Source organism: Photobacterium iliopiscarium (genome assembly GCF_003026395.1).
Lineage (GTDB): Bacteria > Pseudomonadota > Gammaproteobacteria > Enterobacterales > Vibrionaceae > Photobacterium > Photobacterium iliopiscarium.
The window spans coordinates 152,236-178,092 of the sequence record NZ_PYOO01000006.1 but is presented as its reverse complement, the minus strand read 5'-3'; the positions used below and the strand labels follow the sequence as shown (position 1 = coordinate 178,092).

The following is a 25,857-nucleotide window of genomic DNA, read 5'->3' as shown; positions in this document are numbered from 1 at the left end:
TCAGTTGGTTCGACTTTTTATTGAGAAGCTTAGCGGCCAGTCACGACTATTATTTGATGGAAAATAGCCGCGCTGATGCTCTGGTTGTAATGCTAGTCATGGCAAGTCCCGTCCACTTCACATTATTAAAGAAACCTGAATTTAATGATTCAGGTTTTTTTTGTCTGTAGAAAACTACTTTAATTCATAGAGACCGGTGTGAAAAATTTCACGTTGTTGTTGGTCATTAATATCTCGACGATGTGCTTGATAGCGTGAAATAAAATAAGTAATAGCGACAGAGAAAAGGGCGTAGGCAACCAGAAAAGTAATCGGAGAATGAATAATATTGGCTGAAAATACCCAAATAACCCCCGTAACAGTAATTGCTAATTTAGTCAGTACGGCGACAACTAAAAAACTCATTGTATATTGTGGTCGACGGATGGCTTGGTAAGCAATGAAGTAGCTACAACTGACAGCGATAATAGCCAGTGTAAATCCGACTGAGAATGAATGAAAATGTTCGCTAAATAAAATGGCGAGCGCGATCATGGTGATAGCAATGATGGCCTTTTTCATAACAACTCCTTACCTTACGCAGAAAGTTTTATTTGTTGAGATAAGCATGGACCTTAATTAGCTAATTGTATGTGACGTGATGCGTTTTTTGATTAATTGATAATATTAATAGTGTGGTTTGTGACCAATGATTGGTTATTGTTAATTGGAGGCTTTCAACGTTGTAACAAAGAAAAGGGTAGCCAGAAGACTACCCAGTGGCAAAGATCATAACAACTGATCTGCACAATGTAACAGCTATAAGGCGTGTTACTAGGACTTAGCAATGAAAATAACTAACTGTTATATCGCAAGAAATTTCTTAAATTGCAGTAAAACTGCTTCTGCTTGAGTTTGATCTTCCATTTCTACAAACAAACGTAGTAATGGTTCTGTGCCAGAGAAACGTGCAATCGCCCAACCACCATTTTTAAAGTAAATCTTGGCGCCATCGGCGTAACTGACTTTTTCGATGTCATAATCAAATTCAGGCAGTGATTTTTCAATATAAATTTTATTATAAAGACGTTCACGCTCTGCGGCTTTAAAGGTACAGTCACCTTCGGCGGTATAGGCATAACCAAAACGGCCATAGATTTCATCTAGTAACTCAGATAATTTTTTACCGGTTGAGCTGATCATTTCAACGAGTAAGCTTGATGCGAAGATGCCATCTTTACCCTTGATGTGACCACGAATAGTGAGGCCTCCAGAGCTTTCACCGCCAAGTAATGAGTCATCAGCTTCCATTTGAGAACTGATATGTTTAAAGCCAACCGGTACTTCAAAGGATTTTTCGCCATAAGCCGCAGCGACTTTATCAAGTAAATGGGTGGTGGCGATATTACGTACCACGGAACCTTTCCAGCCTTTGTATTCTAATAAGTAGTAATACAGCAGCAATAGCACTTCATTTGGATGAATAAAGTTACCTTTTTCATCAATGATGCCTAAACGGTCAGCATCGCCATCAGTACCGATACCAATGTCATAGCCTTCTTGAGCGACTAGGTGTTTAAGGCGGTAAAGGGTTGCTGCACTTGGTGATGGCATTAAGCCACCAAAGCCTGGATTTTCACCATCGTTGATAACATCAACATCACAACGACCGGTAATTAATACTGTCTGGAGGGCATTTTTTGCAACACCAAACATTGGATCAATAAGTACGCGTAAGTTAGCTTGTTTAATGGCTTCTAAATCAAGTAAGGCAATAACCGAGTCAACAAACTCGTTCATTGGGTTGATGATTTCAATTAACTTATCATGTTGTGCTTGTTCAAAATCAACGTGTTTGACATCAGCGGCAGTTAAAACTGCTACTTGTTGCTCAATTTTTTGAGTAATGATTTCATCAGCATCACGTCCGCCTTCGATAAAGACTTTAATGCCGTTATAGTCCGCAGGGTTATGCGAGGCAGTAATACAAGCAGAGTAAGTTGCACCTGTTTGTTTAGCTTTAAACATCACAATGGGTGTTGGCACAAAGCGATTGATAAAACTACATTTAATATTATTTCCCGCTAATACTTCAGCAAACCATGTCGCGGCTTTATCTGATAAAAAGCGACGGTCATAACCGATAATAAAACCATTTTCTGTTACTGATTCTGTGATCATGATGTTAGCAATAGCTTGCGCTACTAAACGTACATTAGCTTGAGTAAACTCTTCACCAATAAAGGCACGCCAACCACCGGTTCCAAATTGAATCATGGAGGAACTCCTTTTTCTCTCGCAAAATAAATGGGGAGTATATTGACTCCCCGAAAAGTGATTAGCCCATTACTACCGTAACAGTATTTACAGAGCCTTCAGCTTGAGGGACTATTGCGCCCTCTACTGATTGACCGTTGATCATAATAGATTTGATGCCTTTGCTAATATGATCTGGGTTAGTAACGTTAATATGGTACGTTGCCCCACGCCACTCACGCGTTACTTCAAATCCTGGCCATTCAGTTGGAATACATGGATTAATAGTTAAACCATCAAAGCCTGTTTGAATACCTAGAATAAAGTTAGTCACGGCAAAGTAAGCCCAACCAGACGTACCAGTTAACCATGGGTGGTTTGCTCGACCATGATCTTGGTGATCACGACCCATGATAAATTGCACGTAAGAATAGGGTTCAGCCAGACGTGTTTCAATCATGTCGTTTTGGTTGTATGGGTTGAGTGCATCATAGAATTTCATTGCACGGTCGCCACGACCTAGTTTTGCTTCTGCTACCCATGCCCAAGGGTTTGGATGTGAGAAGATAGCGCCATTTTCTTTAACACCTTGGTATACACGGGTTACAAAACCAATGTCGTCGTTAGGGGTTGAGAATGATGGTGCATTAAGGTGTAAGCCAAATTCTGAATAAAGATTTTCATCAACTGCGTCCATTGCTTGTTCACCACGATCTTGTGATGCCATGCCAGATAGAACAGCAAGAGTATTTGACTCAAGGTGAATACGACCTTCAGTTTGTTGCGCGGTACCTATCTTGTCGCCATTTTTGGTTAAACCACGAATGTACCAGCCACCTTCGTCATCCCATAAATGGGTTTCACAGGCTTCACGAACATTGGCAGCCATTTCAGTGTATTTTTCAATATCGGCTGTTTTACCTTGGTATTTAGCCAGTTGAATAAATTCTTGTAGTGCCCAGAAATGCAGGAACGATACCATTGCTGATTCACCGCCACCTAAGTTTAGGCAGTCGTTCCAATCGGCACGTAGACCTTTACAGATACCCGTTTGACCCACATATTTAGCGGAGAAATTAAGTGCTGCTTTCATGTGATCATAAACAGTTGCATCGCCACCATCAGCAAATGGGATCACTTCATCAAGGAAGCTTTCTTCACCTGTTTCAGTGACATATTTACAGATAGTGGGTACTAGCCATAAGTGATCATCTGAACACGTATCATCAATACCGTGGATCTTATCGGCATCACTTGGGGTTGGAACAACCGTTGGTGATTTTGATGGTTTAACATCGGCCATTTCAGGATCGAACCAATCAGGATCAAATAGGTGTAAACCGTAACCTGCTTTAACTTGACCACGAAGCAGATCAACTAAGCGTTTACGTGTCATTGCTGGGTTTGAATGCGGTACTGAGATAGCATCTTGAGCGGTATCACGGTAACCAAGACCTGTACGGCCACCGACTTCGATAAATGAAGCAAAACGAGACCATACAACACATGTTTCAGCTTGATATAGCGTCCAAGTGTTGATCATGGTATCTAAGCCTTCGTTTGGCGAGGTAACCTTGAACTTGTTACAACGGCTTTCCCAGTGGTGTTTGATTTCAGCAAATGCAGCATCAACAACAGCGTTATCTTGGTATTTTTGACGTAGACGTTGGCCTTCGTTTTTACCAATACCTAGAATGTAGTTAAAGCGCACTTCTTCACCCGGTTGAAGGGTAAATTGCTTGTGCAGTGAGCCACAATGGTTGTAACAGGTTTGCACGTGATTAGAACAACGGCCGTTTTCAACCGCGATTGGGTTTGACTCATCACGGTATGCACCAATGAAAGTATCACGTTGACCATCATAGCTATCAGGGTCGAAACTTGATGCTAAGTAGTAGTAACCTTCTTTAGTGTTAGTGTTGTAGTAAAGATCGTATTCAATCACACCATTTTGGTAAGAAGTGCCCGCAGAGTAAAGGCTCATCTGATGGTTTTGGTTATCAGATTGAATGTGACTGAAAGAGAATTCAACAAAAGAGAATGCACTAATAGTACGCACTTCATCGGTGGTGTTTTTCAGGACAACATCCCAAATTTCAGCATCTTCACCAATTGGCACGAATAAGGTTTTCTGAGCTGAAATGCCGTTGTATTCACACGCAAATTTTGAGTATGACAAACCGTGACGCACTTCATATTTCGCTTCATCAAGACTTTTAGCGACTGGCTGCCATGAAATAGACCAATAATCGCCTGTCGCATCATCACGTAAATAAACATAGTGTCCTGGGCGATCAAATGTCGCGTTGGGACGGAATTTAGTAACGCGATTATATTCTGGTGACTTATAAAAAGAGTAACCACCTGCATTTTGTGAAATCACCGTACAGAACTTTTCGGTACCAAGGTAGTTCGTCCATGGTGCTGGGACATCAGGTCGAGTGATAACGTACTCTTTGTTGCTATTGTCAAAATAACCGTATTTCATTATTTCTAATCCTTAAAATATTCACTTTACTGTGTGCGTGGTTATTCACAGTGGCGGTAATTAATACCCGCCTTGTCTAGATAGTTAAGTTGACCTTTCAAGCGAGCTTTAAAGTCATCCCAGTTACGATGTTGTGGTTTGCTCCAGCAGATCTCCGATACCGCTAATAAGCGCGGATAAATCATATATTCAAATCGACTTTGGTTATTTATTAATTCTGACCAAAGTGCTGTTTGAATACCTAAAATGTGCTGTCGCTCAGAATTTTCCGCAGCGATCATGCTAAGTGGGTGATAATTGTAAACTTTATCCAGTGGTAATTTACCTGCCCAATCGACACCTGCTTCATCTGCTGAGTAACCTTGGGCTAGATCGAGGTAAGTAGATTGTGCGGGTTGCATTACCACATCAAATCCATTTTTAACGCATTCAAGGCCGGCTTCTTCACTAAGCCAAGAATAAATTACGGTGTTTTTGCTGACTTTATTACCATGGGTCGCTTCTTCCCAACCCATCATCCGTTTGCCTTTTTCGCGTAATACTTGTTCAGCAAAACGTAATATATGCCCTTGGAGTTCCATGGGATCGTGGTAGTTATTGTCGGCCATTAATTGTTGACAAGCAGCACTGTCAGACCACACACCTTTTGGTACTTCATCTGCGCCAATATGTACAAATGGGGCAGGGAATAGAGCACAAATTTCATCTAATACTGTTTGAATAAAGGTGTAAGTACCTGCCAATGCTGGTGATAAAACATTGTCAGGGTAGTTTTGAATGCTGCGATATACCGAATGATCATCAGGATCTTTTAATAGTTCAGGCAAGGATAAAATGGCGGCGCGGCAGTGACCGGGCATATCAATTTCAGGAATAATAGTGATACCGCGATCGCTGGCGTAAGCAATCACATCGCGAATGTCTTGCTTGGTATAGAAACCACCATAACGTTGATCAATATGACTAAATTGTGGGGCGATAATTTCATTAGGGCCACGCCATGCACCAATTTCTGTTAATTGAGGGTAGGCATCAATTTCAATACGCCAACCTTCATCATCAGTGAGATGCCAATGGAAAGTATTAAATTTATAACGCGCAAGATGATCTAATAGATGTTTAATACGATCGACGGGGTGAAAATGACGACCACAGTCAAGCATCATGCCACGATAGCCATAATGTGGCTGATCGGTGATTTCTACCATAGGCACGCAATAAGTCGCATTGGCGGTATGACTGGGACTGTTAGGTAACAATTGTAATAATGTTGAAGTCGCATGCACAAATCCTGTTGAGGAACTGGCTTGGATCCAAATATTATCGGTTTCGATCAATAACTGATAACCGTGTTCGATAATGTCATTACTGACTTGATAATGAATATTTCCCTGAGGGTGAATAGGCATTGTTTCATTAAAATGTTTTTTACATTCAGCACTTAACCAATTAATCGCCCCTTGTGCTAAAGCTGGCGGGGTTTCAATTGCGGTGGTTTGATTAAAAACGAATTCACCGTGAAGACGAGTTAACTGGTTAGGTTGTGGGATTAATGCAATATCACAACCGACGTTAGGTAATGGGGTACAGTAACGCTCGATCGACTCTTGATCTAAGTTAATCGCGGTGGTGTAAACTTTTAATGGCGTAATCTGATGCTGATCATTATCAAGAGCAATAAAGGCTTCACGAATACCATCATCATGAAGATTAAATGGCATGGTTTTCATGGTGAATTCAGTGTAAAAGTGCCCATTAGCCGCTAACGGCGGTAATTGTGATAGGCAACTGTAACTACCTATTTGGCTAATATTACCCACAGATATGGAGGCCGGATCAATGCAGCGGCTTATAAAAAAATACAGTGACCATCCATGCAGTGCTTGGTCGGTTAAGTTATGTAAACTTAATGCATAGCGGCAATAGCCTTCATATTTTTCTATTACTGTAAAATCAAGACGATAAGTCATTTATACTTCCCTAACGTACAAATAAATTGTGATTGCTGCGCGCCATTGCAATGGCACCATCCATTGCATCACCCTGTGGTGTCGCTAGACGATGTTGCATTGGTGGGGTTAGCCATGCTTGAATATGTTCACCAATGCCTCCCATTAGGCAAATGTTGTGCGCGCCACGGAATATTAATGCTTGCATCCACATTTCAATATCAGCAGCTGTTTGTTGTAGCAGTGAGATAGCGAGTGGATCATTGCGTTCAGCAAAGCTAAAAATAGCCGGTGAAAATTGACCATAATCACAAGGTCGAGCGGTTTTTGACCAGCTAACAATGGCATCAATATCATGATCAAAATGGGTTAATACATGGTGGGCTAATTCTGTTTTTGGCACGATACCATCAACACTGAGTAGCACTTGTTGGATTAGGTGCAACCCCATCACTGCACCACTGCCTTGATCTGAAATAGGAAATTCACGTCCGCCGACAATATGTTGGTTGCCATTCAGCAGTAAAATGCCGCAAGAGCCAGTCCCTGCAATTAAAATCGCGCCATCTTTACCGCCCCAAGCCCCTAAACAAGCACCGTAAGCATCAGTATTTAATGTGATCGCGCCATAAGGGTGAGGTTGTTGCATGAAAGCATGCCAAGCTTGTTGTTGTTCCGCGCCAGCCAGTGCTAACCCGACAGACATCGTTGGATAATCAGCGGTAGTTAATTGTGCTTGTTGAGCCGCAAGGGTAATCGCTTGTTGAATTGATGCCATGGCGATGTCACTACCAAGCAAAATATTAGCGCTACCCGTTTTGGCTTCACCTAAAATATTGCCATCTAAATCACAAATACGAGCGCGACAAGAAGTGCCACCACCATCAATACCCACGAGATAACGATAAGGGAAATTAACCATGGTGACGTTCCTTAAATTGCAGCGTAGTAGCTAATAAATACCAACCACCATGAGGGATCCATTGCTCTCCCCAACGCCAGTTTTGCAACATGTCATCTTTTTGTGCTGCTGGATTAAAGGCAATATCTTGTTCATTTTCAAAGCCGGATGTGATGCCATTACACACTCCGCCTTTAGCATTGCTAAAACCAAGCTGTGGAAGGTAATTAGGGTTATTGTGACCATGGCCGTCTAACATGCACATATCAAAAGGATTTAAGCCTAAAATCCAATTCATTAACTGTTGGCCATAGTCCATTAGATGCTGTTTTAATTTAGGATCGGTGAGGTGATCTTGTGCCATAAATGCCATGCTTGCTAAAGAGGCGATTCGAGCATTTTCACCTTGCCACCAATAGCCTGATTCATTGTTATGGGCAACAAAGAAAGCGGTTTGTTTATCGCCATCAACAGCTTTCGTGTATTGGCGTGGATAGCCAAACGGGTTGTTAACTTCATCGGTTAACGTTAATTCAAAATTAAGTGTATTCACCAGAACTGGATGTAACTGTTGCTGCTGTTTTGTTTCTGGCTCTGCGGTTAAATATTGCATTAAGGCAATCGCAGGTAAGCCTGCTTCTGCGGCATGGAAATAAGGACGGCTACCATCAGCGGTTGCTGACCAGTAGTGATTAATGTGTTGATCCGACATTTGACGTTGGCTTAAACGGTGCGCCCACTCACGCATTTCCGTTAAGTAACGATCCTGTAATGTAGTTCGGTAAAGCTCAACTGCGGCTAATAATGCGCAGTATTCATCAATGATATTTTCAGTATCATCATTGAGATAATTGATATTGTGTTGTTTTAAATGCCAATAGCCACGTTCTGCTGCTTGTAAATATGACTCACTTTGTACGTTGTCATTATGGGGAATACGGTTACAAGACGGTAAGGTTGTTATTCGAGCGGCTGCGGCTAATGCTGCAATTGTAACGCCCCCACCTTGGCGGAAACCGGCTTGGTAGTCATCAGTTTTGACGCCATCTTGGGTTGCATAAGCGCAGATATCACGTTGTGCTGGCGATTTGCTCCATTTATCAAATACTGTCATATAGAAGAAACCGTCATCACTTTGCATACGCATTAAAAAGTCAGCGCCAAATAACGCTTCTTCTAATAAACGTACGCGGGTGAAATCGGCAACATCAGGTTGATCTTCTGCGACTTCATAAGCTTTGAGCATGTTCCAAACAATCATCGGTATCTGCTGGGGATTGAGATAATTAGCGTAAGAAAGGTGACTTAAATATTTACTGACATCACCTGACGCATCATACCAACCACCACGAACATCAACGAGAGTCTCGCTATTGAGTAATCGCGCTTGGTTGTCTGCGTGATCATAAATGCCGCTACAACGTTGTGATTTGAAATAATGTAGAACATCACTGAAAGTACGTTGCATTAATAAGCCTTCAGCAATGCTGAAAACCGTTGATTCAATATTGGCGTAACGAATGCGATATTCACCTGCATCTTGGCAAGCAGAAAAATCAATCTGGTAAATATTACCCGTATGCCATTGTGCGGTGGTGCCACATGCAGTTAATGGCAGCTGCATAATAGTCTGGTTAGTATGATTGCACACTAATTCGGCTTGGCCTGACAGTGTTTGTGATGTTGTTTGTAGTAATGCTTGCTTTGTATTAAAGCACTCATAACCAAGATGATTAATTAACAGCTGCATAGGGCCTCCAATGTCGCTAATAAGTGATGGCTCCTTGTGGGAACCATCACTGAACGGCTGGTGCGACAAATAACATGGAAATAAAAGTAAAAGTGTTATTAGTGCTTAATTTTGTAGCTTAAGTTTTATTGCTTAGTTTTCGTATAAGTAACAACGGACAAAGTGGTTGTCAGATAACTGCGTTATTTCAGGTAATTTTTCGCGACATTTCTCTGTTGCCTGCATACAACGACCCGCAAACGGGCATCCAAAACTGTCAGGCGTCCATAATGGAATTTCACCTTTATTACCTTTAAGTTTGGTGTGAATTGATTTGCTTGGATCGGGTACCGCTGAAACTAATAGCTGGGTGTATGGGTGTTGTGGGTTATGGATAATTTGTTCAGTATCACCCCATTCAACCATGTGACCGACATACATAACTGCAAGATCTTCAGCAATGTAACGTGCTGTTGCTATATCGTGTGTGATGTAAAGTAGCGCCATTTCACGCTCAAATTTCATCTCTTCCATCAGGTTAAGAACACCCGCACGAATGGAAACATCCAGCATTGAGGTTGGTTCATCAGCCAGTACCACTTCCGCGCCGACTGCGATATTACGGGCTAAGTTAACACGTTGGCGTTGACCACCAGAAAGCTGGTGGGGGAATTTTTCTGCTGTTGCTTTTGGCGGAATCAAACCCACTTGCTCAAGTAAGCTGTAAACGGTTTCTTCAAGCTCTTTTTTATTACCGGGTGAGACTTTATTGTGGATCAGTAATGGACGTGCAATATGGTGAAAAATAGTATGAGTAGGGTTTAAAGATCCAAACGGATCTTGCCATACCATTTGTACCCCTTGACGGTATTTCATTAGATCATCACGACTAGTAATGGTCTGAATATCACGTCCATAATAATCAATTTGACCGCCGCTAGGGGCGTACATTTTAGCAATCATTTTAGCGGTGGTTGATTTACCAGAGCCTGATTCGCCAACCACGGCCAAGCCACGGCTTTTGTACATTTTGAAAGACACATCGTTAATTGCACGCATCTTTGATTTTTTAAGTGAGTTACTGTTTACCGAAAAATCTTTAATTAGATTTATGCCTTCGATAATCGGTGTTCCAACAGGCTTGCTCATAGTGTCTCCTAAATACTGCCTATAAATGCGATGTGTTGCTGCTAATTACCTGTATTGGTAAATAGGTGGCAGTTTGATAAACGTCCTGGTTCAATCTGACTTAACTGGGTTGGCGTGCTAAAACAGGCTGGGTGGGTTTTCCCACAGCGAGCTTGAAAGCGACAACCTTGTGGTATTTCAAGTAAATTCAAAGGATTACCTGGAATACCTGTTAAACGTGTTTTAGGGCCTGTTAATGGTGGGAATGAACTTCCCAAGCCTTCGGTATATGGGTGGAACGGTGTTTCAAGAATTTGCTTAGATGGTGCTACTTCAATTAATTCACCTGAGTACATGATGCCTATACGATCAGAGAACTCGACCATCAGTGATAAATCATGGGTGATAAATAAAATTGAGAAGCCAAACTCTTCTTTTAGCGCATAAATTTTTTGTAGAATTTCACGTTGTACGACTACGTCTAATGCCGTGGTTGGCTCATCCATGATGATCATCTTTGGATTTAGCGCTAGTGCAATGGCGATCACTAAACGTTGACGCATACCGCCTGAAAACTGGTGTGGATAATCACGTAAACGACTTGGGTGAATATCAACAATTTCTAATAATCCCTCAGCACGGCGAATAGCTTGCTTACGGTTCATATTGGTGTGACGCATGATCACATCACAAAATTGCTCTTCCATGGTTAATACAGGGTTCAAGGCATTCATCGCACTTTGGAATACCATTGACATTTCGCTCCAACGGAAGGCTGACATTGCCATATCCGTTTTCTTCAAAATATCACCATGACCGTCAAAGATTACCTCACCACCAGTAATGAATGCTGGTGGCTTATGCAGACGCATCAGAGAGAAAGCGACGGTTGATTTACCACAGCCTGATTCACCCGCAAGACCAAATATTTCACCTTTACCAATGTCAAAGCTAACATTATTAACGGCACGGACATCGCCAGCATCAGTAATATAATCAACACATAAATTACGAATTGAGATTTGTGGATCTGTCATTATTTAGTCCCGCCTTCTAGTGCTGGTTGAGGAATTGCTTCAACCGGTTGTGCTTGTTTTGCTGTTTCTTGTGCTAGATTTTTCCAGCGACGCATGCCTTTGTGAGAACGTAATTGTGGATTAGCAATTTCATCAACAGCAAAGTTCAACATGGCAAGGCCAATCGCGATAAATATCAGAGCGATACAAGGTGCTAATACTTCCCACCAAGCGCCGACTAACATTGAAGATGATGTTTGAACGTTGTATAGCATCACGCCCCAGCTAATGCCGTTTGGATCGCCTAGGCCTAAGAATGAAAGCGTTGCTTCTACGTTAATTGCGTACATCACCGAACCGATAAAGCTCGCACCTACGATTGAGATAAGGTTAGGAAGGATCTCAACGAAAATGATACGAGGAGATGATTCACCTAATACTTCAGCCGCTTTTACAAATTCTTTTTCTCTAATCGATAGGGTTTGTGCACGTACGACACGTGCGCCCCATGCCCAAGAGGTGACCGCAATTACGATGGCAATGGTTAATGGTCCTGCTTGGCCAACAAACGCTGCGATAACAAATAGAATCGGTAGTTGTGGCATTACCAACATGATATTCATACACGCGGTGAGGAATTCATCGACTCGTCCACCAAAGTAACCCGCTGAAATACCGATAATCGTTGCAAGGAAACATACGAGTAGACCTGCACCAAAACCAACAGCGAGTGAAGTACGTGCGCCATAAACAAGTTGAGACCAGATATCACGACCCATGCGAGAAGTACCGAGTACGTGATCAGCATCTTTTGACATTAATAGCGTACGTTTGTTGGTTGCCAAGTTTTCAGCGATCCAACCTTCTGGATTATCTTGTGCTGCTTTTACAACAAAAGCCGGGTATTCATGGGGGTTACCCGTTCTTTTGTCGGGTGAATATTGGGTAATAAAAGGTGCAAATAGCGCTGTTAGAATGAAAATGATAATAATGCCAAGACCAAACATTGCTTTCGGGTTGCTAGAGAGTAATTTAAATAAGCCTTTCATGATTACTTGCCTCCTTTACGTAGACGAGGGTCTAGCGCAACGATTAGGATGTCGGCCATAAAGTTAAAGAACAACATAAACATAGTCATAATCAATAACTGACCTTGCAGTACTTGGTAATCACGCGAATGAATAGCGTTTAGCATGACTGTACCCAAACCAGGATAGTTGAAAATCATTTCGATAATTAACTGACCACCAATCGCCATACCTAATGCCATTGATAGTGCGGTAACACTTGGTAGCATTGCGTTACGTGCTGCGTAGTTGAATACCACACGGTTTTCACTGAGGCCTTTGCCTTTTGCCATCGTGATGTAGTCTTCATTTAGCAAGTTAATCATGTTGTTTCGCATGCCAATTAGGAAACCGCCAATTTGAATAATCGTGGCACAGAAAAGAGGTAGGGCGGCATGGTAGAGCACATCTTTATAGAATGCGAAGCTGCTCCAATCCGGCGTTAAACCTGCGGTATATGCGTTACCTGTAGGGAACCACTGTAAGCCGATAGCAAAGGTAAACATGACTAACATCGCGATTACAACGGGTGGAACGGCTTGTACCACTAACATTCCTGGAGAGATGAAAGTATCGTAGCTACTGCCACGTTTCCATGCTGCAAAAATACCAAAGATAGAGCCAACACAGAATGAAATAATAACGGCAGAACCCGCTAGAAATAGTGACCAGCCAATTGCACCACCGAGTAAATCATTTACTGATAAGGGATAAAATTTGATTGAAGTACCAAGGTTCCACGTAAATACGTTAGCTATATACGTGTAGTATTGCTCGTACCAAGGGCCATCAACAAAACCTAATAGTTTCTGCATAGCAGCGATACGCTCAGGGGTTACCTGTGCAGTTGCGTTTGCGAACATCATGGTAACTGGGTCACCTGGCATCGCACGCGGAAGAATAAAGTTTAGCGTTGCCGCGAAAATTAACGCGATAAAATAAAACGATAAACGACGTAAAAATAATCCCATAACTCACACCTTACACATCCAGCTTGCCTTCCTGAGCTGAATTCAGGACGTAAAACCCCCTGACGAAAACGCCATACCTTTGATTGCAAAAAGGATTAGAGGGAAGAGGCGGTGCACAAGGCGTGCACCGCAAATTTAAGCAGATATTACGCTTTTGGTTTTAGGTCTAGAACTTGAAGTAGACGCTCTTGAACACCAGCCCATACCATTGGACGGCCTTTAGGGTTCTTCTCGTTCCACCAACCAGTGAAGCGAGCTTCATTGTATTGGAAGTTGTTAGCACCAGAAATTACTGGGATTGTTACTTGGTTCTCAGCAATGATTTTCTGAATGCTATGAGCAATCTTGATTTGCTCACCCTTATCAGCTGTTTTGTAGAAGCTGTCTAGTAGCGAATCTAACTGTGCATTTTGGAAGTAATGCATAGCGAAACGTGGCATACCGTCACCTTTCTGTAGACGTGAGTTGTACGCACTGTCCCAGTATAGGTGTGGATCTGCACCATGGAAGTAGTTGGTAAATGCTACATCGTAAGTGCCTTTTAGCATTGATTCGTTGTAAACCGCGAAGTCAGGCGTACGTGCTTTAGCATTGATACCTGCTTCTTGAAGCTGCTCAACACCTAGTTGTACGGTGTTGTTAAAGTCAGTCCAGCCGTTTGGTGATTGAACTTCAAGCTCAATTTTTTCACCTTTTGGTGATTCAACAAATCCGTCGCCATCAAGGTCTTTAAAGCCCGCTTTGGTAAGAAGATCTTTAGCGCCTTTGATGTTGTAAGTATTGAATGCTTTGTACTTATTATGTACTGCTTCGTCAGACCATGACTTGAAGCTATCACCTAGACCTGAAGCGTAATCGTTTGGTGTACCCGCACCGTAGAACGCGATGTCGATGATAGTTTGACGATCAATTGCCATAGAGAATGCACGACGGAAATCCACATTATTGATGGCTTCGTTGTTGCCTGCTTTTGGCGATTTATAGTTCAACATGAATGACATTGTGCCAGCAGCAGGGTACCAGTATTTGTGGTTAGGATTTGCCGCAGCATAAGTGCTGTCAATATCAGGAATGAATGATGACGTCCAATCTAGCTCAGAGTTGATGATCTTAGTTAGTAGTTGGTCGTTGTTTGCAATTTGAGGAACACGTAAACAATCAACGTCTAGGTTGGCGTTATCCCAGTAGTTAGGGTTACGACATTGAACGTAAAGTTGAGGAGTAAATGTTTCGATCTCAGTAAATGGACCAGTACCTACAGGTGTTTCGTTAGTGAACGTTGTAGGGTTCTTTACTTTGCTCCAAATATGCTTAGGAACAACTGGCACTTTAGAAATTTCAAACGGAACGTTTGAGTTCGCAGCTGTTAGTTCGAAGATAACCTTGTTACCGTCTTGCTTAACTGATTTAACCCACTTATTGATACCAATTTGATCAAGTTCTGGTTTGTTTTTTACTAAGTCAAAAGAGTAAACAACATCATCAGCTGTAAACGCTTTACCGTCAGACCATTTTACGCCATCACGAATTTCAAATGTTACCTTCATTAGGTCGTCAGACATGTAGTAGTCTTTTGCCAAACGCATGACAGGCTCGTTACCTTGCATTTGGTTAAAGATTACCAATGGCTCATAAACGAACTCAGTTGTTGTACGAAGGTTTGTTGCTAAAAACGGGTTAAAGTTACGCACCATTGTAGGGTAGAAATCAGGTACGATTGTTAGCTGGCTTTTTTCTGATGCAGTAGCAACGGGTGCTGTAAAAGCGGTTGCTGCAGCAACAACTGCAAGTGCTAACTTAGTTTTGTTTATATTGGCAAGCATAGCTGTTCCTTACTCTTAGCTCTGTTTCACTAATGGAAATAAAAATTAGCTCCGTCATTGGAGCACTGTAAACCTACTTCATTGGAACTGAGTAACGCTGAACCATTGAATGGCCTTGTAGGCTCTCAGTGGCTTCAATATTGGCTGGATTGGTTAAATCGTCAATGTGGTCGCCCGTCAAAAACGTCAAAAAAAGTATCGTTGCCGTCAAAAGTGTTAATTTCATTGTTTTACGTGATTGAGCATTTAGTAAATAGCGTGCTTAGTATCACAAGTGAGAGTCAGTGTTACATTTTAAATGTTAGTGCTTACTATTTTCTTGTTGCTTATTTTTATTGGTTTTTAAGTTGGATTGATATCGGATGTGATGTAACGCATGTGCCTTTTTATGCTTATTTTTATACGGAAAATTTGACGTGTTAGTTTGTTGTGATTCGGTTCTCATAAACTGAAAGAATTTATTCTGAGAGCTAAATAAAGGTGTTTTTTAATGAATGTGATTCAATTTTAACCATTAATGAGAGTGTGACATTGATCATTTATACGGATTTAACAGTGATTATTTCGAGTATTAAAAAAGTGATTATGGTTAATCGTTAGTGCGGATAATGTAGCAATCAGTACGTGGTGATTGTTTTTCTCATGATTATGTTTAGTTGTGTGGACGTTATTTAATACGGTATCTTCAGGTATTAAAAAAGGCTCTTAGAGAGCCTTATTTAATGCGATGCTAGATAAGTGTCTTTATCTAATTATGACTAATGATGTGATGCAATTTATCGCGTATGGCGACCAGTTCTTGGCGCGCTGTATTTGATTGTGGGCAGCGTTCTAATACGTAATCCATGGTATTTATTACCGTCCGCCAGCGGGGTGTTTTAGGGAGTGTTTCAAGTTGAAGATATTTATCTAAGGTACGTGTTTGAAGGGTGCTACGGTCTAAATAAACACGCCATAAGCCACTTTCTTCGGCTAATTCAAACTTACTTTTGTGTGATTCAGCTTCCCAGAATACCAAGGTCGCTTTCATGGCATCGACTAATAATTGGCGAATTATTTCGGTCTTATTGTGTTCACCATCACCTAATTTATCGGCTAAACGGGTGAATTCCCCCCCTAACTCTCGCAGTTGTTGAAGATTGTTTTTGTCACCATTAAATGCAAATTCAGATAATACATCAATCGCATTTTCAAGTAGATTAATGCGATGATCCGCTGAAGGTCCTTGGTTATCAAAGACAAACATTTGTTTAAGGCCTGATTCAACGGGTAAATTGATCACATCAGTCATTAATTGTTGTTGTTGGTCTGCGATATAATAATTTAAATAGCCATTAAAATGATGATTATCCGTGATAGCTATCGGTTGTGGTGTTACCAAAATATCATCAATGGTATAGCGCTCTAGCAGTTCAGGCGCACGTTTAAATAGTTTACCTGCGGCACTATTGGCATAACGAATTCGACCTTCCTGTTGAACACAGATAATCGCCTCGCTGGTGGAGTCTAGTAATCCAAGTAAACGACTTTGGGTTTCAATCAGCCCTATTTCAATTTGTTCACGGCGATGAATCTCTTGTTCTAGATCTTGGTTTTTCTGACGCTCAATTTCAGTTTTACCCGCTTGAAGGTAAGCACGAATACGGGCAATTAACTCTTCTTTATTAAACGGTTTGGTTAAGTAATCGTTAGCACCACATTCAAAGCCTTTTAAGCGATCTTGTATTTGTCCAAGAGCCGATAACATAATGATAGGTAGCGCTAACAGGGAATAGCTTTGACGTAGTTTTGTACATACTTCATAGCCACTCATCTCTGGCATCATAATATCGAGCAACACCAGATCGGGTTGTTGTTTGGCGATCAATGCTAATGCTTGCGGACCACTTTCCGCTGTTTGAACACGGTAGCCTGCAATCCGTAAAAAGCTGGTTAATATTTGTAAATTTACCGGCTCATCATCCACAATCAATAATAATTCACCATCGGGGTTTTCAGGTAAATCAGAGGCATCATAATTAGCGGTATTTAATAACGGAGCTTTAAAATGATTTTTATTCGGGTTCGCCGCCATTGCTGCTATTTGGTTTGCATTGGCTAAATTAAGCGTAAAACTGAACGTCGTTCCCACCATTTGTTGACTACTGACATATAACCGTCCGCCCATCAGTTCGATCAATTGACGACTAATTGACAGCCCTAGCCCCGCACCTTGACGATAGTTAGCGGATCCAGTGTTGGCTTGAATGAGCGGTTCAAAAATATGTTCCAGTTGTTCACTGGGAATACCTTGCCCTGTATCAACCACTTGAATTCGTAATTGATGCTCTAATACGGTTGCGGATAAAATAATTTTACCTTCAGAGGTATATTTAATCGCATTACCGACTAAGTTATATAGCACTTGTTCTAGGCGTTGTTCGTCAGCATCGACTAATGGTAGATCCGTTGGAATTTGATTAATAATTCGAATTGGTTTGTTACCTAATAAATGGCTAGATAACTCCAGTACTAATCGAATAGCGACCGACATATCAACCGCTTGATGGTTGATATCAAGATCGCCATAACGCATTTTATGGTAATCAAGCAGATCATCTACCAGCGTGGTTAGGCGTTGACCACTGTTGATGATCATTTCTAATTGGCGTCGTTGTGGTTCATGTAATGTACCGTTAGCGCCCGCTAATAAAGATTCAGCAATACCGATCATGCCATGCAGTGGTGTACGTAATTCGTGTGAGGTGGTTGCTAAAAACTCATCTTTCATTTTATCTGCGGTTTGCAGTTCATTATTTTGTTGGCGAATAATGGTCAGGTTATGTTCTAACTCCTTATTTTGTTCACGAATAAGTCCAATTTTTTCACGGATTGAACGTTGCATACGGGCAAAACTGATCGCTAAGCGACCAATTTCATCTTGCCGTTCGGTGCCATCAATTTTTTGCTCTAAATCACCACCAGAGGCTTTTTCAGCCGCCCATGTTAAGCGTAATAGCGGTGCGGTGATCGAGTTAGATAACCAATGTGAAGTAATGATGACTAAAATAATGGCGGTTACCATTGCGGCAACAAATATTTTTTCTAGTTCAACGATACGGGCAAAGGCTTCTTTTTCTGGAAATTCGACCACTAACGCCCAGTGATGCCCCAGTATATTAAGTGGTGAATATGCACCTAAGACAGGAATATTATCGTAGTTGATAAAACTACCAATCCCTGATTTGCCAGCTAAAGCTTGATCGATACTTTGACTTTGTAGTTGTGTTGGTAATGGTGTTAGCGTTTCAAAGCGCAATTGATGATCACTACCGACTAATAACGTTTGAATATGGTTAGTATTATCTTGAATAAGTTCGGTGATTTTTTGGTTGCTGAGTTCCATAAACACATAACTATGCAGATAACCTTGCTGGATTATTGGTGCTGCAAACCAAGCGGTAGTATCGCTATTAAGGTTATTCGTACTAAAGTCAGTGAATACCACAGGGACGAGTTCTGGGTTATTGGGGGTTTGTTGAGTTTTTTCTTTAATGGCTTTAAAGGTTTGCTGCAATGCAAGATGTGATGTGTTTTTGGCTAATAAATTAACCCCAAAAAAATCATGATTTTTAACGGAATAAACCACATCACCTGAAATATCAACCAGCATAATATCTTTAAAATCAGATCGTTTTAGATACTCATTATAAACGGCATTATAACGTTTAAACATTAATCGGTAACGTTCATGACCGATATAACCACTATTGGCGGCTTGATCACTTTTGGTGGTGAGGGTTGAATTAAAATAATTAGCGCGGCCTTGAGTATCAAGTTGTGAATCAATATTGCCGAGCTGGTGGAATGCACCGACTAACCCATAAAAGCGTCCACCACTATTGGTTGATAATTCTGAACGCGCAAAACTTTTCACCTCAGATTCTTTAGCTGCAAAGAAACTCTGTAATTGTTTTTGTTTATTATCACGTAATGAAGCAAGGTGATTGATGCTTTGTTCGGCTAAATCTTTGGTGTGAGAATTAAGAAAATAGAGGGCTGACAATATCAAAGGGGTGATACTGAGTACTAAAAATGCCAGCATAAGTGTGTGCTGAAGACGTTTGAAGCGTTTAGTATTCTGCATTCCGGTGCCTGAATAAAATAATGATATTTACGGTTTTAACGATAAATATAACCACGTTAAAATGAACATTAAGATTTTAACGATTGTCCTTTATCGTTTTAACTCAACGTGATGAATTACCGTGTTTATACTGGATTTTTATTATGAATCAAGTTACTAGAAATAGAATCGTGTCAACAGGCACAAAATTAACAAATTTAACGTCATAAAAAAGGGCAGTATTGACTGCCCTTTATAAAATTCAGTGGTTAACGATAACCTGTTGGTCGTTATTTTTTCGCAGTATATACATTGAATTTATTGGTATGAGAACTAATCTCACACTGGCCAAGGCTGGCTTCAATCAATGGTGGATATTGTAAGAAGCAGTTAGCTACAATCACTAATTCACCACCATGACGTAAATATTGAGGGGCTTGGTTAATGAAGGTTTCTGTCGCGGTGTAAAATGTTTTTAAACCAGCATGGAATGGCGGGTTGCTGATTAAATATTGATATGGGCCATCAAGGTTTTTATAAACATCCGTTGCGATAAAATTGGCATCGAGTTGATTAACCTTAAAGGTTTCTTTCGCTGACTCAATCGCTAGCGCGCTAATATCACATAAATCTAGTTCAATCTGTGGATATTTTGCTTTCATTACTGCGCCAATAACACCTGCACCACAACCAAAATCGAGTACGCGCCCCTTAAGTGATGGTAAGTTATTGAGTAAAAGTTCTGAACCTTTATCAAATTCACCGTGGCTAAATACACCCGGTAATGAACGTACCGTCAGGTTTACCCCTGCAATACTTATTGGGTAACTACGGAACCATTTATTGATATCAAAAGTGGGAGCGGGAGTATCGCAACGTCCCCAATAGAAACTACAACGACGCGCAGAGTCGTATTTAGTTAGTGGACCGTATTGCGCAAACATTTTTTCTGCACTTCTGACGCCACAGCGGTTTTCGCCTACGATACAAATTTCAATGCCAGCCGCAAACTTACTCAGTAACATTGATAATAAATAATCCGCTTCAGCTTTCGCTTTTGGCCAATAAAGCAGAATCATATCAATATCGAGATCCGCATTCAGTTCAGCGCCAAAATGGCAGTCAATTGCTTGATGGTGCTCAATATCACCTAAATAACCATAATTGGTCGTAAATACCGTTACTGATTGTGCCGTTGTAAGTAATTCTGAGGCAAAGGTGTCATTTAGCTCACCAGCAATAAGGACGTTACGATTTTCAAAAAATTCAGATTGACGAGCAACCACTTGGCTCGCGGCGGAATAAGACATTTAACTGGCCTCAAAATAGACATCATGGTTCAGGAGCGCGGATTGTTCCATAAATAGTGACAGATGGAAAGTCGCTGCGAAGAGAACAATGACAATCGAAAGCTGCCGTTATTGTTATTAATAATAACGGCAGTATTGTGTGAGGGATTATTGGCGGTTAATTATCATCTTGTTGTTGAAGGAATGATTGAAATTCAACTTCATACATTTTAAACAATACTAAAGTCACACCAAAAATAATTGGACCGTAGATCATGCCAATTAAGCCAAATAATTGAATACCACCAATGATTGAAAAGAAGATCAATAAGGTATTCATACTTGAGCTGCCTTGCATCAATAACGGACGTACGATGTTATCGATAGAACCGACAACAAGAACGCCCCAACTTGCAAGGAATAATGACCACTCCCAATCACCCACCAACAGTAAATACAATGATGCTGGAATCCAGATCAAAGCGGTACCAACAACGGGAATTAATGAAGCAAAGGCCATCATTGAACCCCAGAATAAGCCTTGGAATCCGCATAGCCACATGGCGAATCCTCCGGCAAGTCCTTGTGCTAGTGCTGTTAAGAAAGAACCAAGCACGGCAGATCGTGCCACTTGCTCTACCTCATTCATGATGGTGTCTTCTTGACTGCGAGATAATGGAATTACGTGGCGAATAGCCGCAATCATTTTGTCGTTATCGCGTAGTAAGAAAAATAGGACGAACAACATCATCATAAAGTTAACTAATAAATTCGTTGCATCGCCTAATATTTTGGCGCTGATATTCAGTGCTTGAGAGCCAACTTGAGACGCTGTTGTCGCTATTTTTTGAATGATCACTTGTGGATCAAAATCATGGAATGGCGAGTATTTATCAATTAAAGCCAATGTTTTTTGGGCAAAAGGATGAGCAAATAATTCTTTGGGTCCGCCCGTTGTTAGCCAAGTATAGCTTTCTTTTGAAACCGTTGTTCCTTGATGCACGATCGATGAAAACACGATTAACAGAGGAATAACGATAATTACTGTCATAATAAAACATGACAGCATTGCCGCGGTATTTTCACGCGTTGGCATTCTGGCAAGTAAGCGTTTATGCATTGGCGTGAATAACAGGGAAATAATAAATGCTAATACAATCGGACCAAGGTAGGGTTCGATTAATTTATAACTTGCGTAAGAGGCGACAAAGAGTGCCACTATCAGCATCCAATGGCGTGGTTCTACCTTAAACGGGTGAGGCACGATATTTATCCTTTTAAAATCGACCAATAAATACTATTCTCGCTGTAATTGATAAAGATTATCATTATAATCATCACAGTTATTGAGTGATTATAGCCTTTATCGTGGAGATAGCTTATGGGATGTTGTAATTGTGGTTGTGATGACAAAAAAAAGCGTAAGCCACCGTTAGTACTAATCATTTTAGTCGTAGTTGTTGGGCTTGCCGTTTATTTTTGGCAGTAAATAGTGACCAATATTAATTATAATTTATTGGTTGTGTATGAGCGATGTAATGATAAACGCTCGTCATAAAAAAAGGCCACAATGAGTGACCTTTCTTTTATGATAGCATTAATAAAATAATGTTTTTAATAACATTGAATTATTTCTTTTAAAATGATGCTATTTCGCTTCAGCAGCCAGCGTTGCAAATGCAAAATCGGCGGCTTCTAATGTGGCATCAATTTCTTTATCATTATGTGCGAGTGAGGTAAAACACGCTTCATAAGCAGAAGGTGCTAGGTAAACCCCTTTATCTAACATCAAATTAAAGAAACGCTTAAAACGTTCAATATCACATTTAGTGACATCGTCGTAACAAGTCACACTGTCTTGATCAATAAAGAAGAAGCCAAACATTGCGCCGACTTGGTTAACGGCTAATGGAATACCGTGTTTATCAGCAAGGGCCTTAAAACCTTTGGCTAAACGTTTTGTGGTATTTGCCAAGCGCTTTTCATTGCCGTCTTCTGTTAATACGGTTAAACATGCATGACCGGCTGCCATCGCGACAGGGTTGCCTGATAGCGTGCCTGCTTGATATACAGGGCCTGTTGGTGCGATAAATTCCATCACATCACGACGACCACCAAAAGCACCCACAGGCATACCACCACCGATGATTTTACCTAACGTTGTGATATCAGGTTTAACATTGTAATACGCTTGAGCACCACCTTGTGCAACGCGGAAGCCTGTCATTACTTCATCTAAAATTAATAGTGCGCCAAATTCATCACAAATTTCACGTAGACCTTGAAGGAAACCGGGTACTGGTGGAATACAGTTCATGTTGCCAGCAACAGGCTCAACGATAATACAAGCGATTTGATCTGGCTGCGCTGTAAAAGCTTCGCGAACTGAATTCAGATCGTTGTAAGTTGCGGTTAGCGTATGTTTAGCGAAATCAGCGGGAACACCCGGAGAGCTAGGTTGACCAAGTGTTAGTGCACCTGAACCTGCTTTTACTAATAGGCAATCAGCATGGCCATGGTAACAACCTTCAAATTTAAGAATATTATCACGACCAGTAAAGCCACGAGCCAAACGAATAGCACTCATGGTTGCTTCTGTACCTGAACTTACCATACGTACCATTTCCATCGACGGTACAAGTTCTGATACTAATTCAGCCATGGTGATTTCCATTGCTGTCGGTGCGCCAAAGCTTAAACCTTGCTGGGCTGCATGAATAACGGCATCACGAATTGCCGCATGATTGTGGCCGAGAATCATCGGTCCCCATGAACCAACGTAATCAATATACGCATTGCCATCAGCATCAAAAATATAAGCACCATCAGCACGTTCAATAAATAATGGTGTGCCACCTACGCCAGCAAAGGCGCGTACCGGTGAATTAACACCGCCAGGAATTTTTTGTTGTGCTTTAGCAAATAAATCAGCTGACTTGCTCGTTTTGCTCATGTTTTATCCTATAGAAAAAGTAAGGCGATGATCAAATCCACAGAAATTTCGATCCTAATTTGTTATAGGCAAGAGAAGTGTGGAGAGTGAAACTGTCTTATTGTACCTAAAGTAATGCTGAATATAGAGTCATTTTACTGTTTAAAATGAAGCTTAATCTAAAAACGAACTCACTATTTTTGAGGGACAAGTCACAGTTGCAAAGCTATTTTTCAACATTGGCAGTATAAATCATAACCACATTAGATTAGTCTATAGTACTTACTCTATCTTCATCCTTGCGCTGTAATAGCGCTATCTTTATATAATACGGCTCTCTAATGACTGAAAAATCGCGCGGTCTTCATATGCCTTTCCATTTACAATCGAGTGGTTTGGTTCGGCGTTTCCTGACCAAAGATAAAACACCTGCATCTGTTCTTTTCCTTTCTGCTTTAGTCGGTACTCTTGCTGGCTTAGTTGGTACACTCTTTGAAATTGGCGTTAGGTGGGTTAGTGAGCAACGTACAGTTTGGCTGCGTGATGAAATTACTAGTGTGCTGCCATTGTGGTTAGCGGCATTTCTTGTCAGCGGTATTTTAGCCTTTATTGGTTATTTCCTTGTATGTCGTTTTGCCCCTGAAGCTGGCGGTTCTGGTATTCCAGAAATTGAAGGCGCGATGGATGAAATGCGTCCCGTTCGTTGGTGGCGAGTTATTCCCGTTAAGTTCTTTGGCGGTTTAGGTGCATTAGGTTCAGGCATGGTGCTGGGTCGTGAAGGACCAACCGTTCAAATGGGCGGTAATATCGGCCGCATGATTTCAGATATTTTCCGTTTAAAAGATAAAGAAGGTCGCCACTCATTACTTGCCGCAGGTGCTGCTGGTGGTTTAGCGGCTGCATTTAATGCCCCGATGGCGGGTATTATGTTTGTTATTGAAGAGATGAGACCGCAATTTCGTTACAGTTTAATTTCGGTTAAATGTGTAATGATTTCAGCCATGATGTCGACGATCGTATTCCGGTTTATTTCGGGTCAAAGCGCGGTTATTACTATGCCGCAATATGACGCTCCTGCACTTAATTCGTTATGGTTATTCTTGGTGCTTGGGTTGTTATTCGGTGGCTTTGGTGTCGTTTTCAATCGCTTGATTATTTTTACATTAGATTGGTTTGTTACTATTCACCATAATAACCGTACCCGCTATTTAATTACGGGGGGCTTATTAGGTGGCTGTTTTGGCTTATTATTACTTTATTTCCCTGAATTAACAGGGGGTGGTGTTTTCCTTATTCCACCAGCCACTAATGGCGACTATAGTTTAAATATGCTATTGCTGTTGTTCTTTGCCCGCGTAGTCACAACGTTACTCTGTTTTGGCTCTGGTGCGCCCGGTGGTATTTTTGCGCCGATGCTAGCATTAGGAACGTTGTTTGGTACATTTTTTGGTACAGTAGCCCTCGATCTTTACCCTCATTTAGGGATTGCACCCGGTTTATTCGCTATTGCTGGAATGGGAGCGTTATTTGCAGCGACAGTGCGCGCACCGATCACGGGTATTTTATTGGTGATTGAAATGACCAATAATTATCACTTAATTTTACCTTTAGTCGTAACTACATTGGGCGCAACGATGATGGCGCAAATGTTAGGTGGTCAACCTATTTACTCTCAATTGCTTCACCGTACGATTAAAAAAGAAAAATTAGGTCACGATTCACCACATGATGCTCCAGTTGAGACGGCTAATACTTGAACACAATAGTCAGGTATTAGATAATCACCTTTAATTAATGGAAGTGTTTGAGAGGTTTTGTAATGAGCGATGTTAATTTGCCGCTGACTTTTTCTGATGTGGCTGCGAATAAAGTGAAGACGCTTATCGCTGAAGAAGAAAACCCTGAATTAAAACTACGTGTATATATTACAGGTGGTGGTTGTAGTGGGTTTCAATATGGCTTTACGTTTGACGAAAAAGTCAATGATGGCGATATGACGATAGAGAACAATGGTGTGACATTAGTTGTTGATCCTATGAGCTTACAGTATTTAGTCGGTGGTGTTGTTGACTATACTGAAGGCTTAGAAGGTTCACGCTTCTTTGTTAACAACCCGAATGCAACCACAACATGTGGCTGTGGTGCATCATTTAGCGTTTAACGCTATGAGCTTCTGCATTATAAAAAAGCCGTCTTCTGACGGCTTTTTTTGTTTGGGACGATC

Annotated in this window: 17 protein-coding genes; 2 read left to right on the top strand and 15 right to left on the bottom strand. The window is 41.1% G+C overall.

Annotation, left to right across the window (positions count from 1 at the left end):
• Nucleotides 1–174: 174 nt before the first annotated feature.
• The 15 genes from C9J51_RS11615 to hemL form a co-directional block, all read right to left on the bottom strand.
• Complete coding sequence (locus C9J51_RS11615) at nucleotides 175–561, bottom strand: hypothetical protein (protein ID WP_045036000.1); 387 nt, start codon at nucleotides 559–561, stop codon at nucleotides 175–177.
• 282 nt (nucleotides 562–843) lie between these two features.
• Nucleotides 844–2,256, bottom strand: a complete 1,413-nt coding sequence (locus tag C9J51_RS11610; protein ID WP_045039490.1) for a phosphoglucomutase/phosphomannomutase family protein — start codon at nucleotides 2,254–2,256, stop codon at nucleotides 844–846.
• Nucleotides 2,257–2,317: 61 nt separating this feature from the next.
• The gene (locus C9J51_RS11605; RefSeq protein WP_045039491.1) at nucleotides 2,318–4,723 is read right to left on the bottom strand and encodes a GH36-type glycosyl hydrolase domain-containing protein; all 2,406 of its coding nucleotides are present in this window, start codon (nucleotides 4,721–4,723) and stop codon (nucleotides 2,318–2,320) included.
• A 41-nt stretch (nucleotides 4,724–4,764) separates the two neighbouring features.
• Entirely contained in the window at nucleotides 4,765–6,693 is a 1,929-nt protein-coding gene (locus C9J51_RS11600; RefSeq protein WP_045039492.1) for a beta-N-acetylhexosaminidase, read from the bottom strand.
• Nucleotides 6,694–6,703: 10 nt separating this feature from the next.
• The gene (locus C9J51_RS11595; protein WP_045039493.1) at nucleotides 6,704–7,594 is read right to left on the bottom strand and encodes an N-acetylglucosamine kinase; all 891 of its coding nucleotides are present in this window, start codon (nucleotides 7,592–7,594) and stop codon (nucleotides 6,704–6,706) included.
• Entirely contained in the window at nucleotides 7,587–9,323 is a 1,737-nt protein-coding gene (locus C9J51_RS11590) for a glycoside hydrolase family 9 protein (protein WP_045039494.1), read from the bottom strand. The genes C9J51_RS11595 and C9J51_RS11590 overlap by 8 nt, the downstream gene beginning before the upstream one ends.
• A gap of 132 nt (nucleotides 9,324–9,455) precedes the next feature.
• A complete protein-coding gene (locus C9J51_RS11585) occupies nucleotides 9,456–10,451 on the bottom strand; it encodes an ABC transporter ATP-binding protein (RefSeq protein WP_045039495.1) in 996 nt (331 codons plus the stop codon).
• 41 nt (nucleotides 10,452–10,492) lie between these two features.
• Nucleotides 10,493–11,467 carry an ABC transporter ATP-binding protein gene (locus C9J51_RS11580; RefSeq protein WP_045039496.1) on the bottom strand — a complete coding sequence of 325 codons (975 nt, stop codon included), beginning with the start codon at nucleotides 11,465–11,467 and terminating at the stop codon, nucleotides 10,493–10,495.
• Nucleotides 11,467–12,495 (bottom strand): ABC transporter permease, encoded by a 1,029-nt coding sequence (locus C9J51_RS11575; RefSeq protein ID WP_045036008.1) that lies wholly within the window; start codon nucleotides 12,493–12,495, stop codon nucleotides 11,467–11,469. The genes C9J51_RS11580 and C9J51_RS11575 overlap by 1 nt, the downstream gene beginning before the upstream one ends.
• A 2-nt stretch (nucleotides 12,496–12,497) precedes the next feature.
• The gene (locus C9J51_RS11570) at nucleotides 12,498–13,484 is read right to left on the bottom strand and encodes an ABC transporter permease (protein ID WP_045036009.1); all 987 of its coding nucleotides are present in this window, start codon (nucleotides 13,482–13,484) and stop codon (nucleotides 12,498–12,500) included.
• 146 nt (nucleotides 13,485–13,630) lie between these two features.
• On the bottom strand, nucleotides 13,631–15,307 hold the full coding sequence (locus C9J51_RS11565; RefSeq protein ID WP_045036010.1) for an ABC transporter substrate-binding protein: 1,677 nt from the start codon (nucleotides 15,305–15,307) through the stop codon (nucleotides 13,631–13,633).
• A gap of 748 nt (nucleotides 15,308–16,055) precedes the next feature.
• The gene (locus C9J51_RS11555) at nucleotides 16,056–19,433 is read right to left on the bottom strand and encodes a hybrid sensor histidine kinase/response regulator (protein ID WP_181314818.1); all 3,378 of its coding nucleotides are present in this window, start codon (nucleotides 19,431–19,433) and stop codon (nucleotides 16,056–16,058) included.
• A 269-nt stretch (nucleotides 19,434–19,702) separates the two neighbouring features.
• The gene (gene rsmC, locus C9J51_RS11550) at nucleotides 19,703–20,722 is read right to left on the bottom strand and encodes a 16S rRNA (guanine(1207)-N(2))-methyltransferase RsmC (protein WP_045039498.1); all 1,020 of its coding nucleotides are present in this window, start codon (nucleotides 20,720–20,722) and stop codon (nucleotides 19,703–19,705) included.
• A 157-nt stretch (nucleotides 20,723–20,879) separates the two neighbouring features.
• Complete coding sequence (locus C9J51_RS11545; protein WP_045036014.1) at nucleotides 20,880–21,965, bottom strand: AI-2E family transporter; 1,086 nt, start codon at nucleotides 21,963–21,965, stop codon at nucleotides 20,880–20,882.
• 384 nt (nucleotides 21,966–22,349) lie between these two features.
• Nucleotides 22,350–23,654 (bottom strand): glutamate-1-semialdehyde 2,1-aminomutase, encoded by a 1,305-nt coding sequence (hemL, locus tag C9J51_RS11540; protein ID WP_045036015.1) that lies wholly within the window; start codon nucleotides 23,652–23,654, stop codon nucleotides 22,350–22,352.
• A 347-nt stretch (nucleotides 23,655–24,001) separates the two neighbouring features.
• Here hemL and clcA point away from each other — a divergent pair, with 347 nt between their 5' ends.
• A complete protein-coding gene (clcA, locus tag C9J51_RS11535) occupies nucleotides 24,002–25,390 on the top strand; it encodes a H(+)/Cl(-) exchange transporter ClcA (RefSeq protein WP_373455641.1) in 1,389 nt (462 codons plus the stop codon).
• A gap of 62 nt (nucleotides 25,391–25,452) precedes the next feature.
• Nucleotides 25,453–25,794, top strand: coding sequence for an iron-sulfur cluster insertion protein ErpA (gene erpA, locus C9J51_RS11530; RefSeq protein ID WP_045036017.1), 342 nt, complete (start codon nucleotides 25,453–25,455; stop codon nucleotides 25,792–25,794).
• Nucleotides 25,795–25,857 lie beyond the last annotated feature (63 nt).

Excerpts from the sequence above, each read along its gene's own strand:
- C9J51_RS11585 (WP_045039495.1), bottom strand. The coding sequence starts at position 10,451 with ATGAGCAAGCCTGTTGGAACACCGATTATCGAAGGCATAAATCTAATT.
- C9J51_RS11565 (WP_045036010.1), bottom strand. The coding sequence starts at position 15,307 with ATGCTTGCCAATATAAACAAAACTAAGTTAGCACTTGCAGTTGTTGCT.
- erpA (WP_045036017.1), top strand. The coding sequence starts at position 25,453 with ATGAGCGATGTTAATTTGCCGCTGACTTTTTCTGATGTGGCTGCGAAT.
- C9J51_RS11555 (WP_181314818.1), bottom strand. The coding sequence starts at position 19,433 with ATGCAGAATACTAAACGCTTCAAACGTCTTCAGCACACACTTATGCTG.
- clcA (WP_373455641.1), top strand. The coding sequence starts at position 24,002 with ATGCCTTTCCATTTACAATCGAGTGGTTTGGTTCGGCGTTTCCTGACC.
- C9J51_RS11575 (WP_045036008.1), bottom strand. The coding sequence starts at position 12,495 with ATGAAAGGCTTATTTAAATTACTCTCTAGCAACCCGAAAGCAATGTTT.
- C9J51_RS11590 (WP_045039494.1), bottom strand. The coding sequence starts at position 9,323 with ATGCAGCTGTTAATTAATCATCTTGGTTATGAGTGCTTTAATACAAAG.
- hemL (WP_045036015.1), bottom strand. The coding sequence starts at position 23,654 with ATGAGCAAAACGAGCAAGTCAGCTGATTTATTTGCTAAAGCACAACAA.
- C9J51_RS11610 (WP_045039490.1), bottom strand. The coding sequence starts at position 2,256 with ATGATTCAATTTGGAACCGGTGGTTGGCGTGCCTTTATTGGTGAAGAG.
- C9J51_RS11615 (WP_045036000.1), bottom strand. The coding sequence starts at position 561 with ATGAAAAAGGCCATCATTGCTATCACCATGATCGCGCTCGCCATTTTA.
- C9J51_RS11600 (WP_045039492.1), bottom strand. The coding sequence starts at position 6,693 with ATGACTTATCGTCTTGATTTTACAGTAATAGAAAAATATGAAGGCTAT.
- C9J51_RS11605 (WP_045039491.1), bottom strand. The coding sequence starts at position 4,723 with ATGAAATACGGTTATTTTGACAATAGCAACAAAGAGTACGTTATCACT.
- C9J51_RS11595 (WP_045039493.1), bottom strand. The coding sequence starts at position 7,594 with ATGGTTAATTTCCCTTATCGTTATCTCGTGGGTATTGATGGTGGTGGC.
- C9J51_RS11580 (WP_045039496.1), bottom strand. The coding sequence starts at position 11,467 with ATGACAGATCCACAAATCTCAATTCGTAATTTATGTGTTGATTATATT.
- C9J51_RS11570 (WP_045036009.1), bottom strand. The coding sequence starts at position 13,484 with ATGGGATTATTTTTACGTCGTTTATCGTTTTATTTTATCGCGTTAATT.
- rsmC (WP_045039498.1), bottom strand. The coding sequence starts at position 20,722 with ATGTCTTATTCCGCCGCGAGCCAAGTGGTTGCTCGTCAATCTGAATTT.